Origin of the sequence: Winslowiella toletana, assembly GCF_017875465.1 — a bacterium.
Lineage (GTDB): Bacteria > Pseudomonadota > Gammaproteobacteria > Enterobacterales > Enterobacteriaceae > Erwinia > Erwinia toletana.
The window spans coordinates 3,505,057-3,528,908 of sequence record NZ_JAGGMQ010000001.1 but is presented as its reverse complement, the minus strand read 5'-3'; the positions used below and the strand labels follow the sequence as shown (position 1 = coordinate 3,528,908).

At 54.7% G+C, this 23,852-nt stretch carries 20 protein-coding genes; 4 read left to right on the top strand and 16 right to left on the bottom strand.

The genetic code is table 11. The features are described 5' to 3' along the window. Nucleotides 1-37 precede the first annotated feature (37 nt). The 8 genes from J2125_RS16335 to J2125_RS16300 all read right to left on the bottom strand — a co-directional run bounded on the left by J2125_RS16335 (nt 38) and on the right by J2125_RS16300 (nt 7,703). The gene (locus J2125_RS16335; protein ID WP_017800797.1) at nt 38-1,060 is read right to left on the bottom strand and encodes a Gfo/Idh/MocA family oxidoreductase; all 1,023 of its coding nucleotides are present in this window, start codon (nt 1,058-1,060) and stop codon (nt 38-40) included. A 162-nt stretch (nt 1,061-1,222) separates the two neighbouring features. After that, on the bottom strand, nt 1,223-2,542 hold the full coding sequence (locus J2125_RS16330) for an MFS transporter (protein WP_017800796.1): 1,320 nt from the start codon (nt 2,540-2,542) through the stop codon (nt 1,223-1,225). Between the two features lie 148 nt (nt 2,543-2,690). Further along, nucleotides 2,691-3,542 carry a D-amino-acid transaminase gene (locus J2125_RS16325; RefSeq protein ID WP_017800795.1) on the bottom strand — a complete coding sequence of 284 codons (852 nt, stop codon included), beginning with the start codon at nt 3,540-3,542 and terminating at the stop codon, nt 2,691-2,693. 48 nt (nt 3,543-3,590) lie between these two features. Beyond that, nucleotides 3,591-4,535, bottom strand: coding sequence for an arginase family protein (locus J2125_RS16320; RefSeq protein ID WP_017800794.1), 945 nt, complete (start codon nt 4,533-4,535; stop codon nt 3,591-3,593). 13 nt (nt 4,536-4,548) lie between these two features. Then, on the bottom strand, nt 4,549-5,298 hold the full coding sequence (locus tag J2125_RS16315) for an amino acid ABC transporter ATP-binding protein (RefSeq protein ID WP_017800793.1): 750 nt from the start codon (nt 5,296-5,298) through the stop codon (nt 4,549-4,551). Continuing rightward, entirely contained in the window at nt 5,295-5,966 is a 672-nt protein-coding gene (locus tag J2125_RS16310) for an amino acid ABC transporter permease (RefSeq protein WP_017800792.1), read from the bottom strand. Before J2125_RS16310 ends, J2125_RS16315 begins: the two co-directional genes overlap by 4 nt. Nucleotides 5,967-5,978: 12 nt before the next feature. After that, the gene (locus tag J2125_RS16305; RefSeq protein ID WP_017800791.1) at nt 5,979-6,719 is read right to left on the bottom strand and encodes a transporter substrate-binding domain-containing protein; all 741 of its coding nucleotides are present in this window, start codon (nt 6,717-6,719) and stop codon (nt 5,979-5,981) included. 18 nt (nt 6,720-6,737) lie between these two features. Then, on the bottom strand, nt 6,738-7,703 hold the full coding sequence (locus J2125_RS16300) for an agmatinase (protein WP_017800790.1): 966 nt from the start codon (nt 7,701-7,703) through the stop codon (nt 6,738-6,740). Nucleotides 7,704-7,809: 106 nt separating this feature from the next. Between J2125_RS16300 and J2125_RS16295 the strand changes: the two genes are divergently transcribed. Both J2125_RS16295 and J2125_RS16290 read left to right on the top strand, forming a co-directional pair. After that, complete coding sequence (locus J2125_RS16295) at nt 7,810-8,691, top strand: LysR family transcriptional regulator (RefSeq protein WP_017800788.1); 882 nt, start codon at nt 7,810-7,812, stop codon at nt 8,689-8,691. A 99-nt stretch (nt 8,692-8,790) separates the two neighbouring features. Beyond that, complete coding sequence (locus tag J2125_RS16290; protein ID WP_017800787.1) at nt 8,791-9,612, top strand: shikimate 5-dehydrogenase; 822 nt, start codon at nt 8,791-8,793, stop codon at nt 9,610-9,612. A gap of 36 nt (nt 9,613-9,648) precedes the next feature. Here the strand turns inward: J2125_RS16290 and J2125_RS16285 are convergent, their stop codons facing one another. The 8 genes from J2125_RS16285 to uxuA all read right to left on the bottom strand — a co-directional run bounded on the left by J2125_RS16285 (nt 9,649) and on the right by uxuA (nt 20,187). Continuing rightward, nucleotides 9,649-10,920 carry an OprD family porin gene (locus J2125_RS16285; protein WP_017800786.1) on the bottom strand — a complete coding sequence of 424 codons (1,272 nt, stop codon included), beginning with the start codon at nt 10,918-10,920 and terminating at the stop codon, nt 9,649-9,651. 26 nt (nt 10,921-10,946) lie between these two features. Continuing rightward, nucleotides 10,947-12,344, bottom strand: a complete 1,398-nt coding sequence (gene uidB, locus J2125_RS16280) for a glucuronide transporter (RefSeq protein ID WP_017800785.1) — start codon at nt 12,342-12,344, stop codon at nt 10,947-10,949. Nucleotides 12,345-12,350: 6 nt separating this feature from the next. Then, a complete protein-coding gene (uidA, locus tag J2125_RS16275; RefSeq protein WP_017800784.1) occupies nt 12,351-14,156 on the bottom strand; it encodes a beta-glucuronidase in 1,806 nt (601 codons plus the stop codon). A gap of 326 nt (nt 14,157-14,482) precedes the next feature. Beyond that, a complete protein-coding gene (locus tag J2125_RS16270; protein WP_017800783.1) occupies nt 14,483-15,076 on the bottom strand; it encodes a TetR/AcrR family transcriptional regulator in 594 nt (197 codons plus the stop codon). Nucleotides 15,077-15,109: 33 nt separating this feature from the next. Then, on the bottom strand, nt 15,110-15,883 hold the full coding sequence (gene uxuR, locus J2125_RS16265) for a Uxu operon transcriptional regulator (RefSeq protein WP_071590506.1): 774 nt from the start codon (nt 15,881-15,883) through the stop codon (nt 15,110-15,112). A 114-nt stretch (nt 15,884-15,997) separates the two neighbouring features. Then, on the bottom strand, nt 15,998-17,410 hold the full coding sequence (gene uxaC / locus J2125_RS16260; RefSeq protein ID WP_017800781.1) for a glucuronate isomerase: 1,413 nt from the start codon (nt 17,408-17,410) through the stop codon (nt 15,998-16,000). Further along, the gene (locus J2125_RS16255) at nt 17,410-18,894 is read right to left on the bottom strand and encodes a fructuronate reductase (RefSeq protein WP_017800780.1); all 1,485 of its coding nucleotides are present in this window, start codon (nt 18,892-18,894) and stop codon (nt 17,410-17,412) included. Before J2125_RS16255 ends, uxaC begins: the two co-directional genes overlap by 1 nt. A 108-nt stretch (nt 18,895-19,002) precedes the next feature. Next, nucleotides 19,003-20,187: a mannonate dehydratase gene (uxuA, locus tag J2125_RS16250; protein ID WP_017800779.1), complete on the bottom strand. Its 1,185-nt coding sequence runs from the start codon at nt 20,185-20,187 to the stop codon at nt 19,003-19,005. A 436-nt stretch (nt 20,188-20,623) separates the two neighbouring features. Between uxuA and J2125_RS16245 the strand changes: the two genes are divergently transcribed. Together J2125_RS16245 and J2125_RS16240 are read left to right on the top strand one after the other, a co-directional pair. After that, on the top strand, nt 20,624-21,889 hold the full coding sequence (locus J2125_RS16245) for an oligosaccharide MFS transporter (RefSeq protein ID WP_026111649.1): 1,266 nt from the start codon (nt 20,624-20,626) through the stop codon (nt 21,887-21,889). Between the two features lie 210 nt (nt 21,890-22,099). After that, entirely contained in the window at nt 22,100-23,608 is a 1,509-nt protein-coding gene (locus J2125_RS16240; RefSeq protein ID WP_051050837.1) for a methyl-accepting chemotaxis protein, read from the top strand. Nucleotides 23,609-23,852 lie beyond the last annotated feature (244 nt).

Here is a 23,852-nt window from a genome sequence, read left to right as displayed (position 1 = left end):
GCAAAGCCATGGGCGGCATTGTGCCGCCCATGGCCTGTTAATCTATCGTCACCACCCGCCCTTCGCTGGCGCTGATACGGGCAGCATCCAGCACTTTCAGCGTCAGGATCGCCTCGCTGGCGCTGACCGGCGGCTTACCGCCCTGCTGCACTGCCGCGGCAAACTGCTCATAATAGGCCTGATAAGCGCCCTGCTCAGAAGGGATCACTTTGTCGCCGTCTGCGGTGCGCAGTGTGCCCCACAATTCTGGCTTCTCAATTCCCCAACCGGCAGGATCGTCCACCGGTCGCAGACCGGCAAAAATAGCCTGTGCCTGTACATCAGTGCCCGATGCCGAGTAGCTGCCCGCATCGCCATAACAGCGCAGTTCGCGTGCCGTCAGATGATTAAGTTTGCTGGCGGAGAGGTGTGAATGCACCCCCGACTGATGGGTCAGCGTCAGTACAAAGCTGGCATCGGTCTGCTCCCCCTCGACGCTGACAAAGTCTAATTGTGCATACACGGTGCTGACCGGACCATGCAGCCAGATCGCCTGATCCACCAGATGACTGCCAAGGTCGCGCAGTAAGCCCCCCTGTGCGCCACCTTCCAGTGTGTTCTCGTCCAGATCCATCCGCGAGTGAAAACGCCACAACTGTCCCAGCGAACCTTGTTGCAGGACTTTACGCAGCGTCAGGATATCAGCGTCAAAGCGGCGATTATGGAACACCGCCAGCACTACCCCTTTGGCCCTGGCCGCCTGATCAAGCTCTCGCGCCACTTCAGCGCTGGGAGCAAAAGGTTTATCGGCAATAACCGCCACCCCGGCGGCAATCGCTTCCAGCACCAGTTCACGGCGCGTCGCCGGAGGGGTAGTAATGGTCACCGCATCAACCCCATCCGCCAGCATGGCGCTGAGGCTGGGATAGATTTTGACGTCTGGCAGGTCCGCTTTAACCCGGGCGATGGTTTCGGCAGCGCGGGCAACCACCCCGACCAGCTCAATACCCTGTGCCGCCGCAATAAAAGGCGCATGAAAATAACGTCCGCCCTGACCGTAGCCCACTAAGCCTAATCTCATACTTATTTCCTTATCTCGTTCAGTTGCCGTTAATAACGTCGCTTTGAATGAAAATAAAATTTCAAAACATGATTATATGAAAAACATAATCCATCAACAGCAAGCTGGCTGCATACCGGCGAGATGCAGTTTAGTGACCGGCATCACATAACAAGTGATGCGTTACTTCACTGGCGCATCCTGATCCTCATCTTCCGGGGCAACCTCCGGGATCTCCTCCTCGCTATTAACCATTACCGACTGGATCTCTTCCTCATCGATAGTCGGGTTCAGCGCCACTGCCAGCGGCGAGCTGGTCATCCCATCCGGCAACGCAACATGGGGGAACTGCACTTCATCAGAGGGGGTCACCGCAGAGACTTTCTGCCAGCTGAGCGCGGCAATCACCACGCCACACAGACAGAAAAAGGAGTAGAGCATATTGCCGCCCAGCGGCTGCATAATTGCGCCGGTCAGTAGCGGACCAATACAGGCGCCGATGCCAAACGCCATTAACAGGCAGGCGGTAAGCGAGACGCGGCGCTCGGGCACCACCTGATCATTGGCAATCGCCACCGCCAGCGGATAGAGGGAAAACTGCATCATGCTGACGGCAAAGGCCATGGCGACAATCAGCGTAAAGCTAAACTGCATCGGCAGGGCGAGTGGAATCGACACCAGCGCAAAGATCAGCGCGGTAATAAACAGCAGGCGATTACGGTCGATGCGATCTGACAGCCAGCTTAGCGGAAATTGCGACACCAGCCCGGCGAAGATGGTAATCCCCATAAAGACCCCGGTCAGGTGGGCGCTGAATCCCAGCTGGCTGATATAGACCGGCGCCATACCGTAAAACGCGCCCACCGCCATACCAATCACCAGCGTCATAATCAGCAGGCGCGGGATGGTTTTAAAGAAGTAGCCCAGCTCCATCGGCGCGGGGGACATCGGTTGCGCATTGGTGCGGGTGGTCAGCGCGATCGGCACCAGGCAGAGAGCGAAACAGAGCGCCACAATCATTAAGCTGGTGAGGCCAAAATCGCTCTGCATCACCAGAATAAACTGACCGGCGGAGAGGCCAAGGTAGGTCGCCACCATATACAGGCCAAAGATTACGCCGCGCTGACTGGCTTCCGCCTGATCGTTCAGCCAGCTCTCCAGCACCATATACTGGCACATCATGCACAGCCCGATAATCAGGCGCAGAAAAATCCACAGCGGTAAGAAATCGGTCAGCCCGTGGCCCAGCACCGATGCGGTAATAATTCCGGCGCAGGAGACATAGGCGCGGATATGGCCGACGCGCGCAATCAGGTTGTGCCCGACCTTACCGCCAATCACCAGACCGATATAGTTGGCGGCGGTAATGCCACCGATCAGCGCCCCGCTTACCTGCTCATGGGCAAGCCGCAGCGACACATAGGTGGTGAGTAAGCCGGATCCCAGCAGCATTAACAGGGTGGTGGTGTAGAGCGGCAGAAATGCCCGGAGAACCTTCTTCATTACGACTCCCTGTAGTTTTAATCCGCTGATTTTTACGGCCAGTCTGAAATCGTAGTCTTTTTTGGCGCTTTCGGGCAAATATCAGCGCCAGTTTCGGATTGATGGAAGTCATTACTACGGGTGGTGAAAACGCCGCCCGCCTCACAAATTACTGGCTAGTCAGTTCGCGAATATAGCGCTCGCGCAGACGCTGTACCACCGGCCCCGGCACGCCGCCGCCAATGGTATGGCCATTCAGCGCGACGACCGGTAACACAAAGGTGGTGGCGGAACTGATAAACAGCTCCTGCGCCTGATAAGCCTCTTGCGGGCTGAAGGAGCGCTCGACCACATTGATGCCTTCGGCGGCGCACAGCCGCAACAGCGTTGCACGCGTAATACCGGGTAAGATGGCATGGCTTAACGGCGTGGTGACCAGCGTATTATCCGCCAGCACCATATGACAGTTGGAGGAGCTGCCCTCAGTAATCAGTCCGTGCTCGACAAACAGCACATCATCAGCCTGCTGCGCGCGGGCATACTCTTTTGCCATACAGGCAGCTAATAAGCCGACAGTTTTAATATCACGACGCTGCCAGCGAATATCCTGCCAGGTGACCACTTTCAGCCCGTTCTGCAATTTGGCATGCTGCACAATCGCATGCTGCTGGGTGAACAGCACCAGCGTCGGTTCCACATCCGGGCCGGGGAAGTGAAAATCGCGCACACCGGCGCTGCCACGGCTTAACTGCAGATAAATCGAACCTTCATGCAGATCATTCTGCTCAATCAGCGTCAGATGGATCTGATGCAGCTGATCCGCACTCAGCGGCACCCGCAATGCCAGTTCTTTGCAGGAGCGTTGCAGCCGCTGCATATGACCGTCAAAATCCACCAGCTGACCGTTAACCACCGCAGTGACTTCATACACCGCATCAGCAAACAGGAAGCCGCGGTCGAAAACTGACACCCGCGCCTGATGCTGGTCAACAAACTCACCATTTACATATATCCGCTGCATTGTTATTCCCGTTTCCCTGAAGAGACGCCGCACCGCTGTTTCTGACCGTTACCGGTGGGCAAAGATATGACCCATAAACTCCACCATAGTATGCGCCGCCAGGTAAGAAGTCATGCCGGTTGCAACATCCAGCAGCGGATTCACCTCCACTAAATCGAAACCAATAATATCCATCCGTTCAGCCAGCGCACACAGGGTATCGCGCAGCTGGGCGTAGCTTAGGCCGTCAGGCTCAGCAGAGACGCATCCCGGCACCAGCGCCATATCCAGCACATCGATATCAATGCTGACGTAACACTTCTCACCAGCGGGTAACAGTGCGGCGATCTGCTGTGGGCTGCACTGGCGAAAATCATTTACCGGCACGATACGGCTGCCCTGCGCCTGTGCATCGGCGATTTCGCCCGGACGCACGCGCAGACTGCGGATCCCCACCTGCGTCAGGCTTTTTACCTGCGGTAACGCAGCAATATGGCGGAACGGCTGACCGTTGGTGTAGTGCATCTCGTGCTGCACCGGGGCAAAATCGAGATGGGCGTCAAACTGAATCACATGCACCGGCTCTTCAATGCCGCGAATCAGCGGGTAAGAGACCGAGTGATCACCGCCCATCGCCACCGCAATCACCCCTTTGCGCCGTAACTGGCGCGTCATCGCGGAGATATTTTCCATCGTTTGTGACAGATTGGTGGGCAGAATATCGATATCACCAACATCCTGAATCTTGCCGTCGGTAATCTCACTGGCAAGAAAATGCTGCTGACGCGCAATATCATAAAATCCGCTGGGGGAAAAGCGCATTGAGTGTTCACGGATACTGCGCGGCGCCATCCGCGTGCCAGGCATAAAAGGGGAAGCCTCATCAAAAGGCACGCCAAATATCGCCATTTCTGCCTGTAGCTGGGCGATATCCTCACAGTAGTTGGCGCGTAAAAAAGTGGAAATCCCGCTAAAGGCGCGATTGACCCGATCAACGCCACGCATATTGGTCATCTGATTCTCTCTGTTAACTGATTTTCTTCAGCAGCGCCTGCGTTCTGGCATGGGTCGGACTGGCAAATATCGCTGCGGCGTTACCCGCTTCGACAATGCGTCCCTCCTCCATGACCACCAGCGTGTCCGCCATCTCACGGGCGAAGGTCATTTCATGGGTCACGACCATCATGGTCATGCCTTCACGTGCCAGCTGTTTCATCACCGCCAGCACCTCTTCCACCAGCTCCGGATCCAGCGCTGAGGTGGGTTCATCAAACAGCATCACCTCCGGCTGCAACGCCAGCGCCCGCGCAATCGCCACGCGCTGTTTCTGCCCGCCCGACAGGCTGGCGGGCATCGCCGTGGCTTTATGCGCCAGCCCGACCTTCTCCAGCAGTTGCATCGCCAGCTGTTCAGCATGGGCTTTTGGCTGTTGCAAAATTTTGCGCGGGCCAATCGCCACATTGTTAAGGATGGTGAGATGCGGAAATAAATTAAACGACTGAAACACCATACCGACATGGGTGCGCAACGCGTTGAGGCGGATATCGTCGAGCATTTTGCCGTTATCCAGCAGTCGCTCACCGCAGATGCGGATTGAGCCGCTTTCCGCCTGCTCAAGACCGTTACAGCAGCGTAAAAAGGTGCTTTTGCCAGAGCCGCTTGGCCCGATAATCACCACCACTTCGCCGCGCTGCACCTCGAGGTCAACGCCATGCAGAATAGTGTTGTCGCCAAATGATTTTTGCAGCTTACTGACCTGAATAATGCCCTGACTCATTGCACCATCCCTCCGGCGCGCAGCTTGTTTTCCAGCTTGCGTAACGCCAGCATGGTGGCGCTGGTCAGTATCAGATAGATAAAGGCAATCACGATATAGACCTCCAGCGAGCGGTAGGAAACGCTGATAATTTTCTGCCCTTCATGCATCACGTCATGAATGGTTACCAGCGATACCAGCGCCGAATTCTTGGTCAGCGCAATAAACTCATTGGCCATTGGCGGCACCATACGCACCAGCGCCTGCGGCATAATCACCCAGCGCATCGCCTGCCCCGAGGACATGCCCATCGAACGCGACGCCTCCATCTGACCACGGTCGATCGACAGAATCGCCCCACGCACCAGTTCCGACACATAGGCGGCGGAGTAACAGCCCATACCAATCACCCCGCAGACAAACGCCGGGATCACGATGCCGAAATAGGGCAGACCAAAATAGAGGATAAACAGCTGTACCAGCAGCGGCGTGCCGCGCACCAGCACCACATAGGTGTTGCCAGCCAGCCACAGCGCTTTACGCGCGGGATTAACCCGCGCCAGACCAATCAGCGTGCCAAGAATGCAGCTTAACACCATGGCACACAGGGTTATTTCGATGGTCACCAGCGCGCCTGAGAGCAGATCCCGCCAGCCTGCCAGGGCCGGTGTAAAATCAAACGTGACCATATTTATGCTCCTTTAGTTGCCCGCAACGCCAAACCACTTCTCGTGGATACGCTGCCAGCTGCCGTCGGCGCGAATTGCCTGCAACGCTTTATTCAGTTCAGCGCGCAGTTCAGGCTCACGTTTACTGACGGCAATGCCGTAGTCCTCACGGGTTAACGGTTCGTCTAACACTTTGCTGACACCACGCGCTTTGGCGTACAGCAGCGCCGCCGGTTTACCGGTGACCACCGCATCAGCGCGGCCGGAAGTTAACGAGTTAAACATCTCCTCATTTTTTTCCACTTCAATCAATTTAGCGGTTGGGTATTGGGCATTCATCACGCTGACTGACTTCGTGCCCACCTGCACCGCTACGCGTTTACCGGCAAGATCGGCCGGGCCTTTGATGCTGGTGTTATCTTTATTGACCATTACCACCAGACCGGCAGAGAAGTAAGGGTCGGTAAAATCGACCACTTTTTTGCGCTCATCGGTGATATAGATCGCCGACAGAATAATGTCGGAACGTCCGGCCAGCACTGAAGGCACCATCGCTTTAAAGTCCATATCGGTGTACTCCAGCGGGCGGCCAAGCTTTTCCGCCAGCGCGCTGGCCATATCGATATCAAAACCAGTGCGCTTACCGTCCTTGATGTACTCCATCGGCGGGAAAGTGGGATCAATCGCCACACGTACCGGCTCAGCGGCCAGCGTGGAGCCGATATGCAACAGCGCAGGCAGGCAAAGCGTCAGCAATAAGGTTTTCAGTTTCATCAGCATCTTCCAGGTTAATTAACGCGTGGTATCGCAATAGCCCGCGCGGATCGCGGCCCCGATAAAATTGAGAATCAGACGGCCTGCAATCATGCAGGAGTGCTGGTTAATATCTTTTTCTGGCTGGATTTCAACGAAGTCCATCCCCACCACTTGTCCTTTGTTCACCAGGCCATGTATCAATTTTCGTGCCTGAACGAAGGTCACGCCGCCTGGCGCCGGTCCGGCAACCGCTGGCATACAGGTTGGATCAAGGCCATCCGCATCAATAGTCAGGTAGTAGCGGCCGCCATCGGGGATACGCGCCAGCACCGCTTCCATACCAATATCGTGCAATTCATAGGCAGTGATAATTTCAGCGCCCCATTTTCGTGCATAGTCTGCCTCCTCCTGGCGCGCACTGCCCGAAGCGCGCATACCGATCTGAATAATCTCTTTGACATACGGCAGTTCAGAGGCGCGTCGCATTGGGCTGGAGAGGCCATCTTTGATGCCATTGACCTCATCGCGCCAGTCAAGATGAGCATCGAGATGCACAATGGTGATCGGCCCCTGGTCGTCAAAAGCGCGCAGGATCGGGTTGGTGATACCGTGGTCGCCGCCCAGCACTATCGGGATCGCACCCGCCGCAAGGATCTTGCGCGTCGCCAGCTCGGCACGGCGGAAATGCCCGCGTGGATCGCTGAGATCGGCAGGCACATCGCCGCAGTCCACAAAGCGCACATCGTCGCGTCCCTGCAACAGCGGGCCATCAATATCAAAATCAAAGCGCTCCGGGCTGCGAATCACGCGGTCAGATGCCTGACGGATGGCGGTGGGTGCGTTAGTCTGATCGTTGTTATAATCCTGTGGGGTATAAGCCGCGCCATAAGGCATGCCTAACACGGCAAAATGCGCCTGCAGGTTATCCAGATCTAAAGCAAGTTCAGAAAATAACAGTGATTTATGATTAGTTTTTGGTGCAATGGTTAATTGTTCTGACATGGACTATTTCCCTGATGTGGCAAAAGATGTTACTGGTGATTGTATTAATGGTTACGCAGCCGGAAAACAGACTTTTTATGCAATCATCGTTGCAGGAAAAACAACCATGAAAAATAGAGTGCTGAATGAACGTGATTTAAGGGCGTTACGTATATTTTGCGTGGCGGCGCAGGCGGGTGGTTTTTCCGCAGCAGAAAATAAACTGAATATGACTAAAACCACCATTAGCCGGCAGATTAAATCGGTAGAAGATACGCTCGGCGCCAGGCTTTGCAGCCGTGGGCCGCAGGGCTTTGAGCTTACCGAGGCCGGTAAAGCCGCACTGGTTTATGCCCAGGAAGCGCTGGATGCCCTTGACCGTATATTTCCGGCGATTGATGCCAGCCGCGAAATTATTTCCGGCGATCTATCCATAGGATTTTCTGATAATATCATTGGCAATCCCGGTGGTTTTTTACATCTGGCATTAAAGGAATTACATCATACTGCGCCGCTGGTAAATTTATCGCTGCATACACTTACCGCGCCACAGCTTATTCAGGCGCTGCTTGATCGCAAACTGGATATAGCGCTAAAAGGCATCATGGAACATCAGAAGGTCATATCTTTACGTTATATTGAATTGTATAGCGAAAGCCATCAGCTCTATTTTATTGGCAGTGAAGTCACCGGTGAAAAACGGCCGGTGGTATTCCGTCATCAGCAGGCGTTTGTTGAAGAGAGTATCAGCCGGATGGGCTACCGTCGTGGCCCGGAAGCCAACGGCATTGAAGCGGTAGCAATGCTGATTGCCACCGGCCAGTATGTCGGCATTTTGCCGACCCACTATGCCGATCTGTTACGTCCGGTGCTGCCGTTGCAGGAAGTGCCCGGCACGCCGCGCTGGGAAGTAAAACATTATGCGGTCACCCACGGCTCACGTCCGCTCTCTCCCGCCGCTGAAACGATGCTGAAGCTGCTGCTCTCCAGCCACCGGCGCCAGAGCTAAAAGGGGAAGTCACAGGCATAAAGTCTGCTGTTTTTTCCGCATTTAATTACCCCCAGAATGGGATAAACGACACGCTGTTCTGCCATCAGGATAAAAACAATGAGTAAAAATCTGAACAAAGACACCAAAGTCTGCATGTCCCTGGCCGCGCGCCCCGGCAACTTCGGTACCCGCTTCCATAACTATCTGTATGACGCGCTGGATCTCGATTACCTGTATAAAGCCTTTACCACCAGCGATCTGGCGGCCGCCATCGGCGGCGTACGCGCGCTGGGTATTCGCGGCTGCGCCATCTCAATGCCGTTTAAAGAGGCCTGTATTCCCATGGTTGACGAGCTGGACGCCTCAGCGAAAGCGATCAACTCGGTTAATACCATCGTTAATACCGATGGCTATCTGAAAGCCTGGAACACCGACTATATCGCTATTGCCACCCTGTTGAAGCAGTATCAGGTGCCGACAGAGATGAGTTTTGCGCTGCGCGGCAGCGGCGGCATGGCCAAAGCAGTGGCCTGCGCGTTAAAAGATGCCGGTTTTAAGCACGGCTATATTATTGCTAAAAATGAAACCACGGGTCGTCAGCTGGCGGAGCTGTGCGGCTTTGAATGGCGTCTGAGTCTCGAAGGGGTGCCAGCGCCCGGCTTATTAATTAACGCCACGCCAGTCGGCATGAGCGGCGGTGTCGATGCCGATAAACTGTCGTTTAGCGCTGAAGAGATTGCCGCCGCCAGCGTGATATTTGAGGTGGTCGCGCTACCGGAACAGACGCCGCTGGTCGCCAGCGCGCGCAGCCAGCATAAAACGGTGATTACCGGCGCGGAAGTGTTTGCCATTCAGGCGGTCGAGCAGTTTGTGCTGTATACCGGCATCCGCCCGGATGACGCATTATTCCAGCAGGCCGCCGCTTACTCGCGGCAGTAGCGCAGCGGCAGCCTTAACAGCGGTGCAGACGGCGGACTACTTCAGCATAAAATCATATTGCAGATTCATTTTGATATCGTAGTAGTCCAGCCGATCGCCAAGGCTACTGCCGTTGCGATGCTCACGCGCTTTATTAAGGATCAGTAACGCCTTCAGCCCTTTCAGCATGCCATCTTGCGGGCGATAGCCAAATAGCAGGTTAGTGCCCATGCCATGGATCGGCACGCGATGCTGATAATCCTCGTAACCGCGAGTCAGCACCTGCGCCACACCAACATACGTATCACCCGGCAGATTCACTGTGCCGCCCGCCTGCCACGACCACATATCGTTATGGTTACGGTCAATACTGAGGTCAAACGGATAGCCCAGATCGGTGTCAACGCCAGAGCTCCAGTGCGGTCTGTCGCCGGTTCTGGCCGCCGCCATAAACAGCGACCCCGGCGGCGCAACATAGCTTAGCTGTCCACTGACGACATAGCCGTACTCCGGACCATCATCGCGGACGCTGAGTCCATTCAGCCTGGCATAAAACGCCATAAACTCCGGCTTCAGATACTCGCGCTGATCGTCCGCCAGCGGAATACAGCCTGCGGCTTTGGTCATTAGCTGAAGCGCCACATCCTGCTGCCAGGAGACCGCCGCACCGGCAGATTCACACTGGCGTCGCCAGGCAAGCGCGCTGATATATTGTGGCCGAAACAGATCATGTTTCAGCGTGGTGGTATTAATCGGCCCGGTTTTATGCACCCCCTCGGCGACATCAGAATAGTTATATACGCCAAAGCGATACATGGCATAAATATCCAGCTGTGGATTAAGCTGATATTTAAGCAGCGCCGCATCAGAGAGTGATGGCACAGTACGTTGTGATGATGAATTAATAATTAACAGATCGTCGCCACCGCTGTATTGCGTATCCGTCACCATACGACCGACTTTAAACTGCAACTGCGGTGAAAGGTTTATTTTTAACGCCGCAGTATAACGATTGAAACTATCATGATCATTTAAATACCAGCGGCTACTCCAGTTATCACGCGCGCCGAGTTTATAAACATAAAAGTCGCCAATATCGACACCGATAATATCGCGGTAATAACCGCTGTTATACTCCAGCGCCAGCCCCTGCACCCAGGCATAGATATCTTTACCGTTACCGGCGCTGGGCTTCTCCGCCCTGCGAAGTTCATTCCTGACACGTAATCTTAAAACATCCTCTTGCTGCTCAAAGGAGGATGCTACAGCCTGATAAGATAAGCAGAACACAACCCCACAGATTAACTGCGTTTTGGTGATGTATTTCATATAACTCTTATCCCCGGAGGTGTTTATTATTCGATTTTGCTGCGATAAACCTTATGCTCTTCGAGTTGTTCAAGGAATTGCTGACTGGTGGTTTTTCTTTTTTCAATCTCCTGTACGATCTCCTGATATTTCTTTTCGGTGAGTGGATAACAGCACATACCAATAAAGGCGAGGAACAGGCAAAGGGCCGGAATAATCGCCACCGCCAGTTTAATACCGGTGATGGCCTCGGCGGTTTGCGGCTGATTGGAGACATAACCAAATCCCACCAGAATAAACGCCGGTAGCGAGCCGCCAATCGCCTGACCGCATTTACGCGTAAAGGAGAACAGCGAATAGGTCAGTCCTTCAATCCGCACGCCGGTCTGGTATTCGCCATATTCAACCGTATCGGCTTCCAGCGCCCACATCACGGTCATACACAGACTGGCGCCAAACGAGGCGCAGGCGAACAGGAAAAACGCCATATAGATCGAAGAGGAGAGAAAGAAGAACAGCGTCAGATAACTGAGCGCGGCGATCCCCGAGCCGAGAATAAAAGTGGATTTCTTACCGTAACGTTTGACCAGCCGCGGCACTAACGGAGCCGCTAACACAGCGCCGAGAAAGGTCTGAATAAAGATCAGCACGCTAAAATAGCTCATATCATGCAGAATATAGCGTACGTAATACAGCCCGGCGGCGCTGAGGGAGAAGGTGCCGGTCAGTGTCGCTATCGCCACCAGACAGAGAATAATCAGTGGCCGGTTGCGCTTAATGGTTTTCAGGCTGATGCGCAGCGTCGGTTGCTGAACCACCCGGGTAATATTCTCCTGAGTGGTGCGGAAACAGATCCAGTACAGCGCCACGCCAACCACTGCCAGCACACAGGTGTAGAGGGTATAGACAGACTGCGACTCACCGTGTCTGCTGTTAATCGCCGGAGCAATCACAAACGCCAGCAGCGTATAGGTAAAAGAGGCCATAATGGTGCGCGCCGCGCCCAGCTTTGCCCGCTCCTCGGGATGCTGAGTCATGGCGGTAGAGAGTGAACCGTAGGGAATATTGACCAGCGAATAGGCCAGTCCGAGCCCCATATAGGTCAGATACATATAAAAGATTTTATGGCTGTCGCTTAGCGCGGTGGGAACTGAGAATACCAGCACGCTAAATACCATCAGCGGTACGGCGCCAAACAGAATAAAGGGGCGGAATTTTCCCCAGCGCGTTTGCGTGCTGTCGACCACCCGGCCCACCACCACATCCGCCACCGCATCGAAGATCCGCACCAGTAACAACATCGTCCCGGCTACCGCGGCATTAATGCCGACGGTATCGGTGTAGTAATTCAGCAAAAACATCGCGCCCATAGCAAAGGCGAAGTTGTTAGCAACATCGCCTAAGCCATAGCCCACAATATTTTTCCATGTGAGGCTATTTTTCATTAGTGATTACTCCGCGCTGCCGGGCTTGATAAACGGCTGCTGAGAAGTCCAGCGTTCGCGCAGGACAAAGGCCGAAGACTTCGGTTTTCTGTCGCGGGTAAACACCCCTTTTTTATTCCCACCGACGCGAATAATGTTCTGTGAGGTAGCAAAGTCGGCGAAGTTCCACACATGTTCGCCCACTACCGCCCCCACGCGGTCGAATACCCGGTGATACATCGCCAGGAAGGCATTCTGGAACTCTTCGCTCCACATCTCCTGATACGTAGAGTGCAGACCGGCCAGCGTATCGGCGCCATATTCGGTGATAATAATCGGACGATGCAGCTTCTCCTGCCATGCCCGTAACTCTTTCTCCAGCTGCTGTTCCGCTTTCTCGAGGTTGCCGGACTGAGTGTACCAGCCGAAGTAACGATTGAGGCAGACCACATCAAACAGATCGGTGATGGTGTCGCTTTCTGCCGTACAGAACATAACATTGACGCAGGTGATCGGACGGCTGGGATCCAGTTTGCGTGTCGCTGCCGCCAGCGGCGCGAAGTAGTCACGCGCGCCGGTCTGGTTAGCATCCGGCTCATTGGCGATGCTCCACATCACTACCGACGGGTGATTTTTGTCGCGGGCAATCAGCTCTTCAATTGCCCGCAGATGCGCCTGCTGTGTTTGCTGATTAACGGCTTCCTCAGAGAACAGCGCTTCCGGCATCGTATTCTGACTAAACGTAATACCCAGCGCGAGGTTAAGGCCCACCGCCGGGGTTTCATTGATCACCACAATGCCGTGTTCGTCGGCCCAGTCGAGCATCTCTTCCGCGTAGGGATAGTGCGAGGTGCGGTAAGAGTTAGCGCCGATCCAGCTCATCAGCGCGTGGTCGTGCACCATCAGTACATTATCAAATCCTTTACCGCGAATATCAGCATCTTCATGGCGGCCAAAACCGGTGAAATAGAACGGTTTATCGTTAATCAGGAACTGTTCGCCGACGACTTTAACCGTACGAATACCGACGCGGACAAAATAGTGATCCTGCTGGCCGTCCGCCTCGTTCTCCACCCACAAGGTATAGAGATAGCCTTCACCCGGTTGCCATAATGTCGGTGACTTGACCAGCAGATCGCCCTGTGGCCCGCTGCCCTGCGCCACCACATTTTGCTGATGATCTTTCAGCAGTACGCTGACCTTACCCGACGCTTTGACCTGATAGCTGACGGTAGCCTGCTGATGGTTTTCGGTCAGCGAGGTCACCACATGCACATCGCTGATAGGATTTTTCGGCGTGGTATACAACATCACGCTGCGGTGAATACCGGCGTAGTTAAAGAAGTCATGGAAATAGAGCTGTTCGCGTTTCCCTTCTTCATCTTCCACCACCATGCCTGGCGGGATAGTCTGCCAGCTTAACTGGTTATTGACGCAGACGGTGATCCGCAGCGGTTCACCCGCTTGCAGCAGATGGCTGATATCATGCTCAAACGGTGTATAACCGCCCTGATGTTCCATCACCTGCTGCTCGTTGACCCACACTTTGCCATAGTGGGTGACCGCATCAAAACGCAGCACCACCCGGCGGCCCTCCCAGCCAGCCGGTACGATAACGTTCCGCTGATACCAGACATTGCCGACATGGTTGCGAATATCAGCATCGGCGAACTGCTCATTAAAGCTGCCCGGCACCGCAATCTCACGGCTGTTTTGCAACGGCTGACGCCACCACTGCTGGTTCATTCCCTGATTGTCGCTGTCGACCACAAACGCCCATAAGCCATCCAGATTCTTAATTTCACGGGATCGGGTTTCTACTGGTTTTAACATCGGTTCGCTTCTCCATCTTGTGAGTAAATGTCGCTTCAGGTTGACCGGCTATTTTATTGGTCAACCAAATTTTAACCGTGTAAAAGAGATAGCATGTGCCAGAAGGGAGCGTTACCGCGATAAAGATGAACTGCCGTCTCGCTCGCAAAAACGCAGGCGCAACTGACAGAAAGACGACAGGGCTCACGAACGACGCGCGCGGGCGATTGACTTTAGTGGCAAGATGATCAACCGAACGTTCGTTCTAGTTTTTAATCCAGCAGGCATCGCCAGATAACATTATCTAATTAAATGGTTTTAAAGGAGTTTAACTGGTAAAGCGGTGATTACTGCCGGATACCCAGCAGACCATTAATCATGGCGGTCAGGGTGTTTCGCCGCTGCTGGTCACTAAGCTGCATCGCGCTGCCGGTATCCGCCAGCACGCCATAGGTTAGCGACAGTAACAAACTGGCTACCGCGTTTAAATCGATATTCGCCGCAATCGCGCCTTGCGCTTTGCCCTTCTCCAGACGCTCAATCACCCGCTGCATAATCGCCTGGTGCTTGCGCTCCAGCATCTCTGCCACCAGCGGATTGCGCATACCTTCGGCCATGATTTCGATGACCAGCGAACGCTGCGCCTGATCTTCTTCACGTACCGCCAGCAGGTTAGCAATCATCTCCTCAACCACATCGCGCTGTTCGGCGCTGTCATCAAAGCGTGCAAAGGCACGTTGTTGATCCTGCTGAATAATTTCCTCGATCAGCGCTTCTTTGCTGGCAAAGTGGTGATACAGCGTGCCCGGACTCATATCACAGGCCTTGCAGATGCTTTTCATCGAGGCGCCATGAAAACCATCGCGCGCAAAACAGTGGCGCGCGGCGGTCAGCACGCGCTGTCGCGACGGAGAAGAAATTTTGCAATCAGAAGTCGTCACGTTTGAGCTTCCCTTGATTAACCGGCAACTGTGTCAGGAATTCGCTTCGCTTAATGGCCAGGAGGTAAACAGATAGCCGTCAAAGTTAATATCATCAACGTCGGAGAACTCAAGCAGACGTACTTTCACGTTTTCAAGATGTTGCCACATGGCGAGCTTCGCCGCCCGCGCATCTTTCTTGATCAGTGCGGCAAGGATCTGCTTATGGTCGGTCAGCCAGGCCTGGCGGTAGTGAGTATCCTGCAAATGGCGATGCAGCTGGATCCACATCGGGTTATTCTCACGCCACTGCCAGGACTGTTTAAACAGCTCCACCAGCATGCTGTTATGGGTCGCTTCCGCAATCGCCAGATGGAACTGCATATCACCACTTTCATGGTCTTCGCTGGCCAGCTCCTGCTCTTCAATCTGTAACGCGCGGCGCATCTTGACGATATCGTCGCGGGTCGCCTGCAACGCGGCAAACTCGGCGATATTGCTCTCCAGCAGCTGACGCGCTTGCAGCAGCTCAAACGGTCCGGCGTCGTTGCACTGACTGCTGTCAGCGGCATCAGCGTTGTGATCCTGCGGCAGCATGACGACAAAAATACCGGAGCCACGACGCACCTCAATCAGCCCTTCAATTTCCAGCATAATCAGCGCTTCGCGCAGCACGGTACGCGTGACATCCAGCTGTTCGGCGATTTCACGTTCCGGAGGCAGGCGATCACCCAGCGCGAATTGCTGCCGGATAATCATCGTACGTAGCATGCCGCCCACTTCCTGGTAAGGACGTTGTGGGCGCGGTGGAATGGATGACGCTTTCATGGTGGTATCCGCTTTATGTTGCCAGTAACGCCGCTAATTCAGGGCAATATTCAGACTATACCATAAGTGGTTGATCAATTTTCGGCAAGCGGCGACCCGCTGGTCGCCTGAAAATTACACGCCGGAGAAATAGCGCTGCGCATTGTTAAAGCAGATATCTTTCACCATCTGTCCGAGCAGTACTTCGTCATCCGGCGCCTCCCCTGCCTCCACCCACTGGCCCAGCAGATTGCATAACAGGCGGCGAAAATATTCATGCCGCGTGTAAGAGAGAAAACTGCGTGAGTCAGTCAGCATGCCGACAAACTGGCTCAGCAGCCCAATCTGTGACAGCTGCTCCAGCTGACGCAGCATGCCGTCTTTCTGGTCGTTAAACCACCAGCCGGAACCAAACTGCACCTTGCCAGGCATCCCGCTGCCGGGAAAGTTACCGATCATCGTCGCCAGCACTTCGTTATCACGCGGATTGAGGCAGTAGAGAATCGTTTTCGGCAGCTCATTGCTGATATCCATACTGTCGAGCAGCCGCGACAGCGGCCAGGCAATATTGTTATCGCCAATCGAGTCAAAACCGCTGTCAGCGCCTGACTGACGCAACATCCGCGTGTTGTTATTACGCAGCGCGCCAATATGCAGCTGCATCACCCAGCCGCGCGCCGCATACTGTCGCCCCAGCCATACCAGCACAGCGCTACTGAACTGGGCGATTTCCAGTTCTGTCAGTGCGTTACCGGCCAGACGTTTCGACAGGATCGCATCCAGCAGCCGATCGTCCGGCACCGGCGCATAGCGCAGGATATCGATGCCGTGATCAGCGGCGCGACAGCCGTGCAGGGCAAAATGGTCCAGACGCCGGGCCAGCGCCACCCGCAAATCATCAAAACGCGTAATCGCCACATCTGCTGCGGCTTCCAGCTGTTGCAGATAGGAGTTAAACCCCTCCAGCTCAATTTTAAACACTTTATCCGGTCGCCAGCTGGGCGCCACTTCAATATCAAAGCTACCATCTTCGGCAATCTGGCGATGATATTGCAGCGAATCAATCGGATCGTCAGTCGTCCCCACCATTCGCACATTCATCTGGCGCATAATGCCGCGCGCCGAAAATTCCGGCGTAGCCAGCTGCTCATTGCACTGATGCCAGATGCGTTCGGCGGTGGCCGGTCCGAACAGCGTGCCGGTGATGCCAAATGGCCGTCGCAGTTCAAGATGGGTCCAGTGGTAGAGTGGATTTCCCAGCGTACGCGGTACGGTGCGCGCCCAGGCCTGATACTTATCGTAATCACTGCTGCTTTTGCCGGTGATCAGTGACTCATCGACCCCCATCGCCCGTAACGCGCGCCATTTATAGTGATCGCCTTCCAGCCAGATTTGCCCGAGGTTGGCAAAACGACGATCTTCGGCAATCTCCTGCGGGTTAAGATGACAGTGGAAATCATAAATCGGCATTGCGGCGGCATAGTGGTGATACAGCATGCGTCCGGTGGCGTTTTGCAGTAAAAAATCTTCAGTCATAAATGCGGTCATTATGCTTCTCCTGACGGGTTAAGGGCTGCCACCGCAGCAGCCGCGCCATTGTCCAGTATCTGCAGGTAAGCATCGCTTACGGCCCTGACAAACCGCGGATTATCCGGCAGGTCAGTGCCAAAAATAGCGTGGATGCCGAGCAGCGCACGCACCCGCTGCTGCGGTTCGGCATACTGCTGATGAATCGCCTGTAGCTGCGTCAGCAACGGGTCAACCACGTCAATAACGCGCCCCTGTTCATCTGTGCCGCTGACATAGCGCATCCAGCCAGCCACTCCCAGCGCCAGATGACGCCATGGCTGGCCTGCGGCAAGGTGCTGGCGAATCGGATCAAGCAGGCGCTGTGGCAACTTCTGGCTGCCATCGATAGCGATTTGTCCGGTGCGATGTTGCAATGACGGGTTACTGAAGCGCTCAATCAGTTGCGCGGCATAGCGGTGAAGATCGGTATCTGCTGGCATCGCCAGTGTGGGCGCTTGTTCCGTCAGCATCAGGGACAGCGCAGCCTGGCGGAATGCGTCATTATTGATGGTTTCGGCAATCGTCTGGTAACCGGCGAGATAGCCGAGATAAGCAAGGAATGAGTGGCTGCCATTCAGCATGCGTAACTTCATCAGTTCAAACGGCGCCACATCATCGACAAACTGCGCGCCGACCCGATCCCACTGTGGACGGCCATTCACAAAATGATCTTCAATCACCCACTGGCGAAAAGGTTCGCAGGCAATTGCGCAGGGATCAAATACCCCCAGTTGCGCGCCAATCTGTTGCAGACTCTGCTCAGTGGCGGCGGGAACAATGCGATCCACCATGGTACAGGGAAAGGTCACCTGCTCTGCTATCCACTGCGCCAGCCCGGCATCGCGCGCGCCTGCCAGCCCGAGTACCGCCGCTTTTGCCACCAGGCCATTGTCACGCACGTTATCGCAGGAGAGCACGGTAAACGGCTTAAGCCCCTGCTGGCGGCGCAGATACAGCGCCTCAACAATATAGCCAATGGCGGATACAGGCTGTGCAGGATTAAGCAGATCCTGTTTAATCAGCGGGTGATGCTGATCAAGCTGACCGCTGGCGCCATCGGTGCAGTAGCCTTTCTCGGTAATCGTCAGTGAGACAATGGCGGTTTCTGCGCGCGTCATCGCCTGCAAAATCGCTTCACCGCCGTCAGATTCCGCATGCAGCGCCTGTTTAACCGCGCCAATAATTTTTAGCTCGCTGCTGTTCGCGCCACGTTCCGCCACGGTATACAGCAAATTCTGCGCTTTCAGCTGGTCGATCAGGCGCGCGCCATGACCGGACATCAGGCTCACTTCACATATCCCCCAGTCGCTGTCGCTGATCTCCAGCAGATGGTGGGTGTACAGCGCCTGATGCGCGCGGTGGAAAGCACCGCAGCCAAGATGAACAATACGCGGCGCCAGGCGTGTGGCGTCCCATGCCGGACGCCTGACGGAAAGCGGACTGTTGGCAATATTCTGTGCCATAACAAACTCCTGTTAAATAACCACCCTCGCCGGACGGCAGGGTTAAGCAGACTCAGAACCGGGAAAAACCGGGAGCCGCATAACGCGAATGTGTTATGCGGCGGGAGATCAGTGGCTGAAGAATGCGCGCTGGATTGCCAGCTCCACACCACGCAGTTCGGCCAGACCTTTCAGGCGACCAATCGCCGAATAACCTGGATTGGTTTTCTTGTTCAGATCGTCCAGCATCTGGTGGCCGTGGTCAGGACGCATCGGGATGGGATCTTCAGCACCAGCGCTCTTACGGCGATGCTCTTCAGTGGCGATCGCTTTTATCACCGCATACATGTCGACATCGCCGTACAGGTGTTCCGCTTCGTGGAAAGTGTGCGGATTCTCTTCACGCAGTGTGGAACGCAGATGGGTAAAGTAAATGCGCGGACCAAACTCGGTGATCATCTGCACCAGGTCATTATCGGCACGCACGCCGTAGGATCCGGTACACATAGTAAAGCCATTGGCCGGACTGCTGACGTTGTCCACCATCCACTGCATATCTTCAATCGTTGAGACAATGCGCGGCAGGCCAAGGATCGGACGCGGTGGATCGTCGGGATGCACCGCCATGCGGATCCCCACCTGCTCCGCCACCGGAATAATGCTGTTAAGGAAGTAAGCGAAGTTCTCACGCAGCCGGGCTTTATCGATATCTTTATAGCGCTGCAGATGCTGGCGGAACTGCTCAAGAGAGTAGCCCTCTTCCGCCCCCGGCAAACCCGCAATAATATTGGCGGTCAGCTGTGCTTTTTTCTCATCGCTCATCTCCGCAAACCGCTGATTAGCCTGCTCCACCTCGTCAGCGGTGTAACCTGCCGCGGCGCCCTCGCGTTGCAGCAGGTGCAGTTCAAATACCGCAAACTCAATCTGGTCGAAGCGCAGCGCTTTGGCGCCATTTGGCAGCTGATACGCCAGGTCGGTGCGGGTCCAGTCCAGCACCGGCATAAAGTTGTAGCAAACGGTAGAAATGCCGCACTGCGCAAGGTTACGCAGCGACTGCTGGTAGTTGCTAATCCACTGCGGATACTGGCCAGAGTGAGTTTTGATATCCTCATGAATCGGCACGCTTTCCACAACCGACCACACCAGGCCCGCCGCTTCTACCGTCGCTTTGCGCTTCAGGATCTCCTCCACCGTCCACACTTCACCATTCGGAATATGGTGCAGTGCGGTGACCACCCCGGTCGCCCCGGCCTGGCGCACATCGGCCAGCGTTACCGGATCATCGGGACCATACCAACGCCAGGTCTGCTTCATGCTCAATCCTCTTATTGTCTGTAATTCGCTTAGCGCTAAACTCAGTGATTTGCCAAATGATGTCAACCTGAGACACAAAATTGGTTAACCACATCACAAACTGATGATCTTTGCATCGCAGAAATGACGAAAAATCAATGGAATTGAGCCAGCCAGAAGGCCAGAAAATTTATCAACCAATTTATCAGCATTCACTGCAAACTTGGCCTGGCCGGGCGAATCAGCTGGCGTTGCGACAGAAATGTCACGCGCTAACACCATGCCTGTTTAAAACACGCTAACGCTACTATTTTCAGCGCTTTTTGTGATCGCCTTCTGATTACACACAGCTGATAATTGCCGTAAAAAGACGTTAGAGAGATAACTGGCAATGCATGTATAGCGCATAACATTTTACACCTACAGACCGACTAATAATAAAATAACGGGATACCTTATGAAGCTCTCTGAACTCACCACAAGGGAACGGCACAATTTCAGCTACTTTATGCTGTTCTTTTTCTTCTACTACTTCATCATGTCGGCGTACTTTCCCTTTTTCCCGGTGTGGCTGGCGGAAGTTAATCATCTGACAAAAACCGAAACCGGGATGGTCTTCTCCTCCATCGCGCTGTTTTCGATTGTCTTCCAGACTGCCTTTGGTCTGATATCGGACAAACTGGGACTGCGCAAGCACCTGCTCTGGTGCATCGTGATTCTGCTGATTCTGTTTGCTCCCTTCTTTATCTTTGTTCTGTCGCCACTGCTGCAATTTAATATCTGGCTCGGCGCGCTGGCGGGCGGGATCTACCTTGGCTTTGTCTTTTCCGGCGGTTCTGGCGCCGTCGAGGCGTATATCGAGCGCGTCAGTCGCACCAACCGTTTTGAATATGGTCGGGTGCGGGTATCCGGCTGCGTCGGCTGGGCGGTCTGCGCCTCATTAACCGGCATTCTGTTCAGCATCAATCCGAATATCACGTTCTGGATCGCCTCAGGATTTGCGCTGGTGCTGGCGCTGCTGCTGATCCTCTCACGCCCGCAACCAGGCCAGAGCGAAGTGGTCATCGATAAGCTCGGCGCTAATCAACGCGAATTCTCGCTAAAAATGGCCGGTGAATTATTGAAAATGCCGCGTTTCTGGGCGTTTTTACTGTACGTAGTAGGCGTGGCGAGTATCTATGATGTGTTTGACCAGCAGTTTGCCAATTTCTTTAAAGGCTTCTTCTCATCACCACAACAGGGAACCGAAATATTTGGTTTCGTCACCACCGGCGGTGAATTGCTGAATGCGATTATTATGTTTTTTGCCCCGGCGATTATTAACCGTATTGGCGCTAAAAATGCCCTGCTGGTGGCGGGAGCCATTATGTCGATTCGTATCATTGGCTCCTCTTTTGCCAGCAGCGGCGTTGAAGTGATTGTGCTGAAAACGCTGCATATGTTTGAGCTGCCATTTCTGCTGGTCGGCACCTTTAAATATATCTCGTCGGTGTTTGACCCGCGCCTCTCCGCCACGCTGTTTCTGATTGGTTTTAACCTGTCGAAACAGCTTTCCGGCGTCGTGCTGTCAGCCTGGGTCGGCCAGATGTACGATTCTGTCGGTTTCCATCAGGCTTACCTGATCCTTGGGCTGATTACCGCCAGTTTTACCCTGATCTCGTTCTTTACCCTCACCGGGCGCGGCGCAAGCGGGCTGCTCACCCCCGACGCCAGCAAAGCCTGATTTAACTACGGTTGCTATAGCCAGTGATGGCTGTAGCAACCTGGCTACATTTCGCTAATCCAAAGCAGATCGCAGATTTACTTTTTTTACGTAAAGTTAACAGCCCCTCCTGCCGATAAGCCCCCCTGATGCGGACTTAAATAAAATTATCATAATCATGGAGGAGACCTGCCAGTGAGTTCCCAAACCAGCCATCGCGGTAACGAATATATGCTCGCCGACGATACCACTCTGATGACCACTACCGACGCCAGCGGCAATATCACTTACGCCAATATGAGTTTTGTCGAGGTGAGTGGCTACGCGCAGCACGAAATCGAGGGGCAGCCCCATAATCTGGTGCGCCATGCAGATATGCCGAAACAGGCGTTCGCCGATATGTGGGCCACCATCAGACAAGGACTTCCCTGGAGCGGGCTGGTTAAAAACCGCCGCAAAAATGGCGACTATTACTGGGTGCGCGCCAATGTGGTGCCGCTGATCCGTGACAGTAAAATCATCGGCTATATGTCGGTGCGGATTAAACCCAGCCGCGAGGAAGTGAACTCCGCCGAACAGCTGTATCAGCAAATGCAGCGCAGCGAACTGCGTAGCTGGCGGTTGCATCAGGGCATTCTGCTGCGTCGTGGGCCGCTTGCCAGCCTCTCGGCACTGAAGACCATGCCACTGCGCTGGCGCATCCGCTCGGCCAGCGCCGGTTTCTGGCTGCTCAGCCTGCTGAGTTGGTTAACCGCTGGCGTTGCCGGGGGCGCGCTGGCGCTCTCTGCCGGACTTTCCCTGCTGGCCACAATGGTGATCTGCGGCTGGCTGGAGTGGCAGATATCCCGTCCGATGGAGAAAGCCTGTCGCATGGCGCTGAATGTCGCCACAGGTGCCAATAGCCAGGTTGCAGGTTTTGATCGCGTTGATGAAGTCGGCATGACCCTGCGCGCGGTGTCGCAACAGGGACTGATGTTTCGCTGGCTGGTTAACGACGTGCGCGCGCAGATTATGGCGGTTCATCAGGCCAGCGATGCGCTGTCGCAGGGCAGCGAGAAGATCGCCAGCCGCACTGAACAGACGGCGGTCAGCGTGCAGCAAACCGCCGCCGCGATGGAGCAGATGACCCGCGCGGTAGAGAAGAATACCGACAACACCGATAAAGCCAATAGCTTCTCATCAACAGTTAATCAGGCAGCGTTAGAGGGGCGCGAGGCGGTACTGAGCGTTGTCGGCACCATGGATAAAATAGCCGAGAGTTCGACGCAGATCGCCACCATGATCAGCCTGATCGACAGCATTGCCTTTCAGACCAATATTCTGGCGCTGAATGCGGCAGTGGAAGCGGCGCGCGCCGGTGAACAGGGTAAAGGCTTTGCGGTAGTCGCCGGCGAGGTGCGCAGTCTGGCCAATCGCAGCGCGCAGGCCGCCAGCGAGATCCGCCAGCTGATTAAAGCCAGTACCCTTAATGTACAGGATGGCGCCAGTCAGGTGCGCGAAGCGGGTGAAGCGATTACCGAAATGGTCGAAAAAGTGCAGAGTGTGAAAGCGTTACTGAATCAGATCAGTATGGCGACCCATGAACAGGGAACCGGTCTGAGTGAAGTGGGTAAAGCGGTGGAAGTGCTGGATCAAAATACCCGTCAGAATGCCGAACTGGCCGGGAACAGCGTGCGTGAAGCGGCGGGAATGAAGCAGCAGGCGCGGCGCCTGGTGAATGCCATCAGCGTCTTCAGTTAGCTGACTGCTCTGTCCCTCTGAGTCGCATGATCGGATTCAGAGGGCTGTCTGCCGCCGCAACGCTTAAGAACTGAACAGCGTAAATGTGCTGGCGTAATAAGTAACCATCCAGGCGACATAGCCCAGCCATACCAACATACCAAGACTCAAACCCATTTTAGTTGTCATTTTACCGCCCCTGTATCAGCTGTCATTTCAGGATTACTGCTCAGGTTTTAGAGTGGCAGGAGGCAAGCTGACATAT

Bases quoted from the DNA above. Each gene is read 5' to 3' on its own strand.
- J2125_RS16335 (WP_017800797.1), bottom strand. From the start codon at position 1,060: ATGAGATTAGGCTTAGTGGGCTACGGTCAGGGCGGACGTTATTTTCAT.
- J2125_RS16330 (WP_017800796.1), bottom strand. From the start codon at position 2,542: ATGAAGAAGGTTCTCCGGGCATTTCTGCCGCTCTACACCACCACCCTG.
- J2125_RS16325 (WP_017800795.1), bottom strand. From the start codon at position 3,542: ATGCAGCGGATATATGTAAATGGTGAGTTTGTTGACCAGCATCAGGCG.
- J2125_RS16320 (WP_017800794.1), bottom strand. From the start codon at position 4,535: ATGACCAATATGCGTGGCGTTGATCGGGTCAATCGCGCCTTTAGCGGG.
- J2125_RS16315 (WP_017800793.1), bottom strand. From the start codon at position 5,298: ATGAGTCAGGGCATTATTCAGGTCAGTAAGCTGCAAAAATCATTTGGC.
- J2125_RS16310 (WP_017800792.1), bottom strand. From the start codon at position 5,966: ATGGTCACGTTTGATTTTACACCGGCCCTGGCAGGCTGGCGGGATCTG.
- J2125_RS16305 (WP_017800791.1), bottom strand. From the start codon at position 6,719: ATGAAACTGAAAACCTTATTGCTGACGCTTTGCCTGCCTGCGCTGTTG.
- J2125_RS16300 (WP_017800790.1), bottom strand. From the start codon at position 7,703: ATGTCAGAACAATTAACCATTGCACCAAAAACTAATCATAAATCACTG.
- J2125_RS16295 (WP_017800788.1), top strand. From the start codon at position 7,810: ATGAAAAATAGAGTGCTGAATGAACGTGATTTAAGGGCGTTACGTATA.
- J2125_RS16290 (WP_017800787.1), top strand. From the start codon at position 8,791: ATGAGTAAAAATCTGAACAAAGACACCAAAGTCTGCATGTCCCTGGCC.
- J2125_RS16285 (WP_017800786.1), bottom strand. From the start codon at position 10,920: ATGAAATACATCACCAAAACGCAGTTAATCTGTGGGGTTGTGTTCTGC.
- uidB (WP_017800785.1), bottom strand. From the start codon at position 12,344: ATGAAAAATAGCCTCACATGGAAAAATATTGTGGGCTATGGCTTAGGC.
- uidA (WP_017800784.1), bottom strand. From the start codon at position 14,156: ATGTTAAAACCAGTAGAAACCCGATCCCGTGAAATTAAGAATCTGGAT.
- uxuR (WP_071590506.1), bottom strand. From the start codon at position 15,883: ATGAAAGCGTCATCCATTCCACCGCGCCCACAACGTCCTTACCAGGAA.
- uxaC (WP_017800781.1), bottom strand. From the start codon at position 17,410: ATGACCGCATTTATGACTGAAGATTTTTTACTGCAAAACGCCACCGGA.
- J2125_RS16255 (WP_017800780.1), bottom strand. From the start codon at position 18,894: ATGGCACAGAATATTGCCAACAGTCCGCTTTCCGTCAGGCGTCCGGCA.
- uxuA (WP_017800779.1), bottom strand. From the start codon at position 20,187: ATGAAGCAGACCTGGCGTTGGTATGGTCCCGATGATCCGGTAACGCTG.
- J2125_RS16245 (WP_026111649.1), top strand. From the start codon at position 20,624: ATGAAGCTCTCTGAACTCACCACAAGGGAACGGCACAATTTCAGCTAC.
- J2125_RS16240 (WP_051050837.1), top strand. From the start codon at position 22,100: ATGCTCGCCGACGATACCACTCTGATGACCACTACCGACGCCAGCGGC.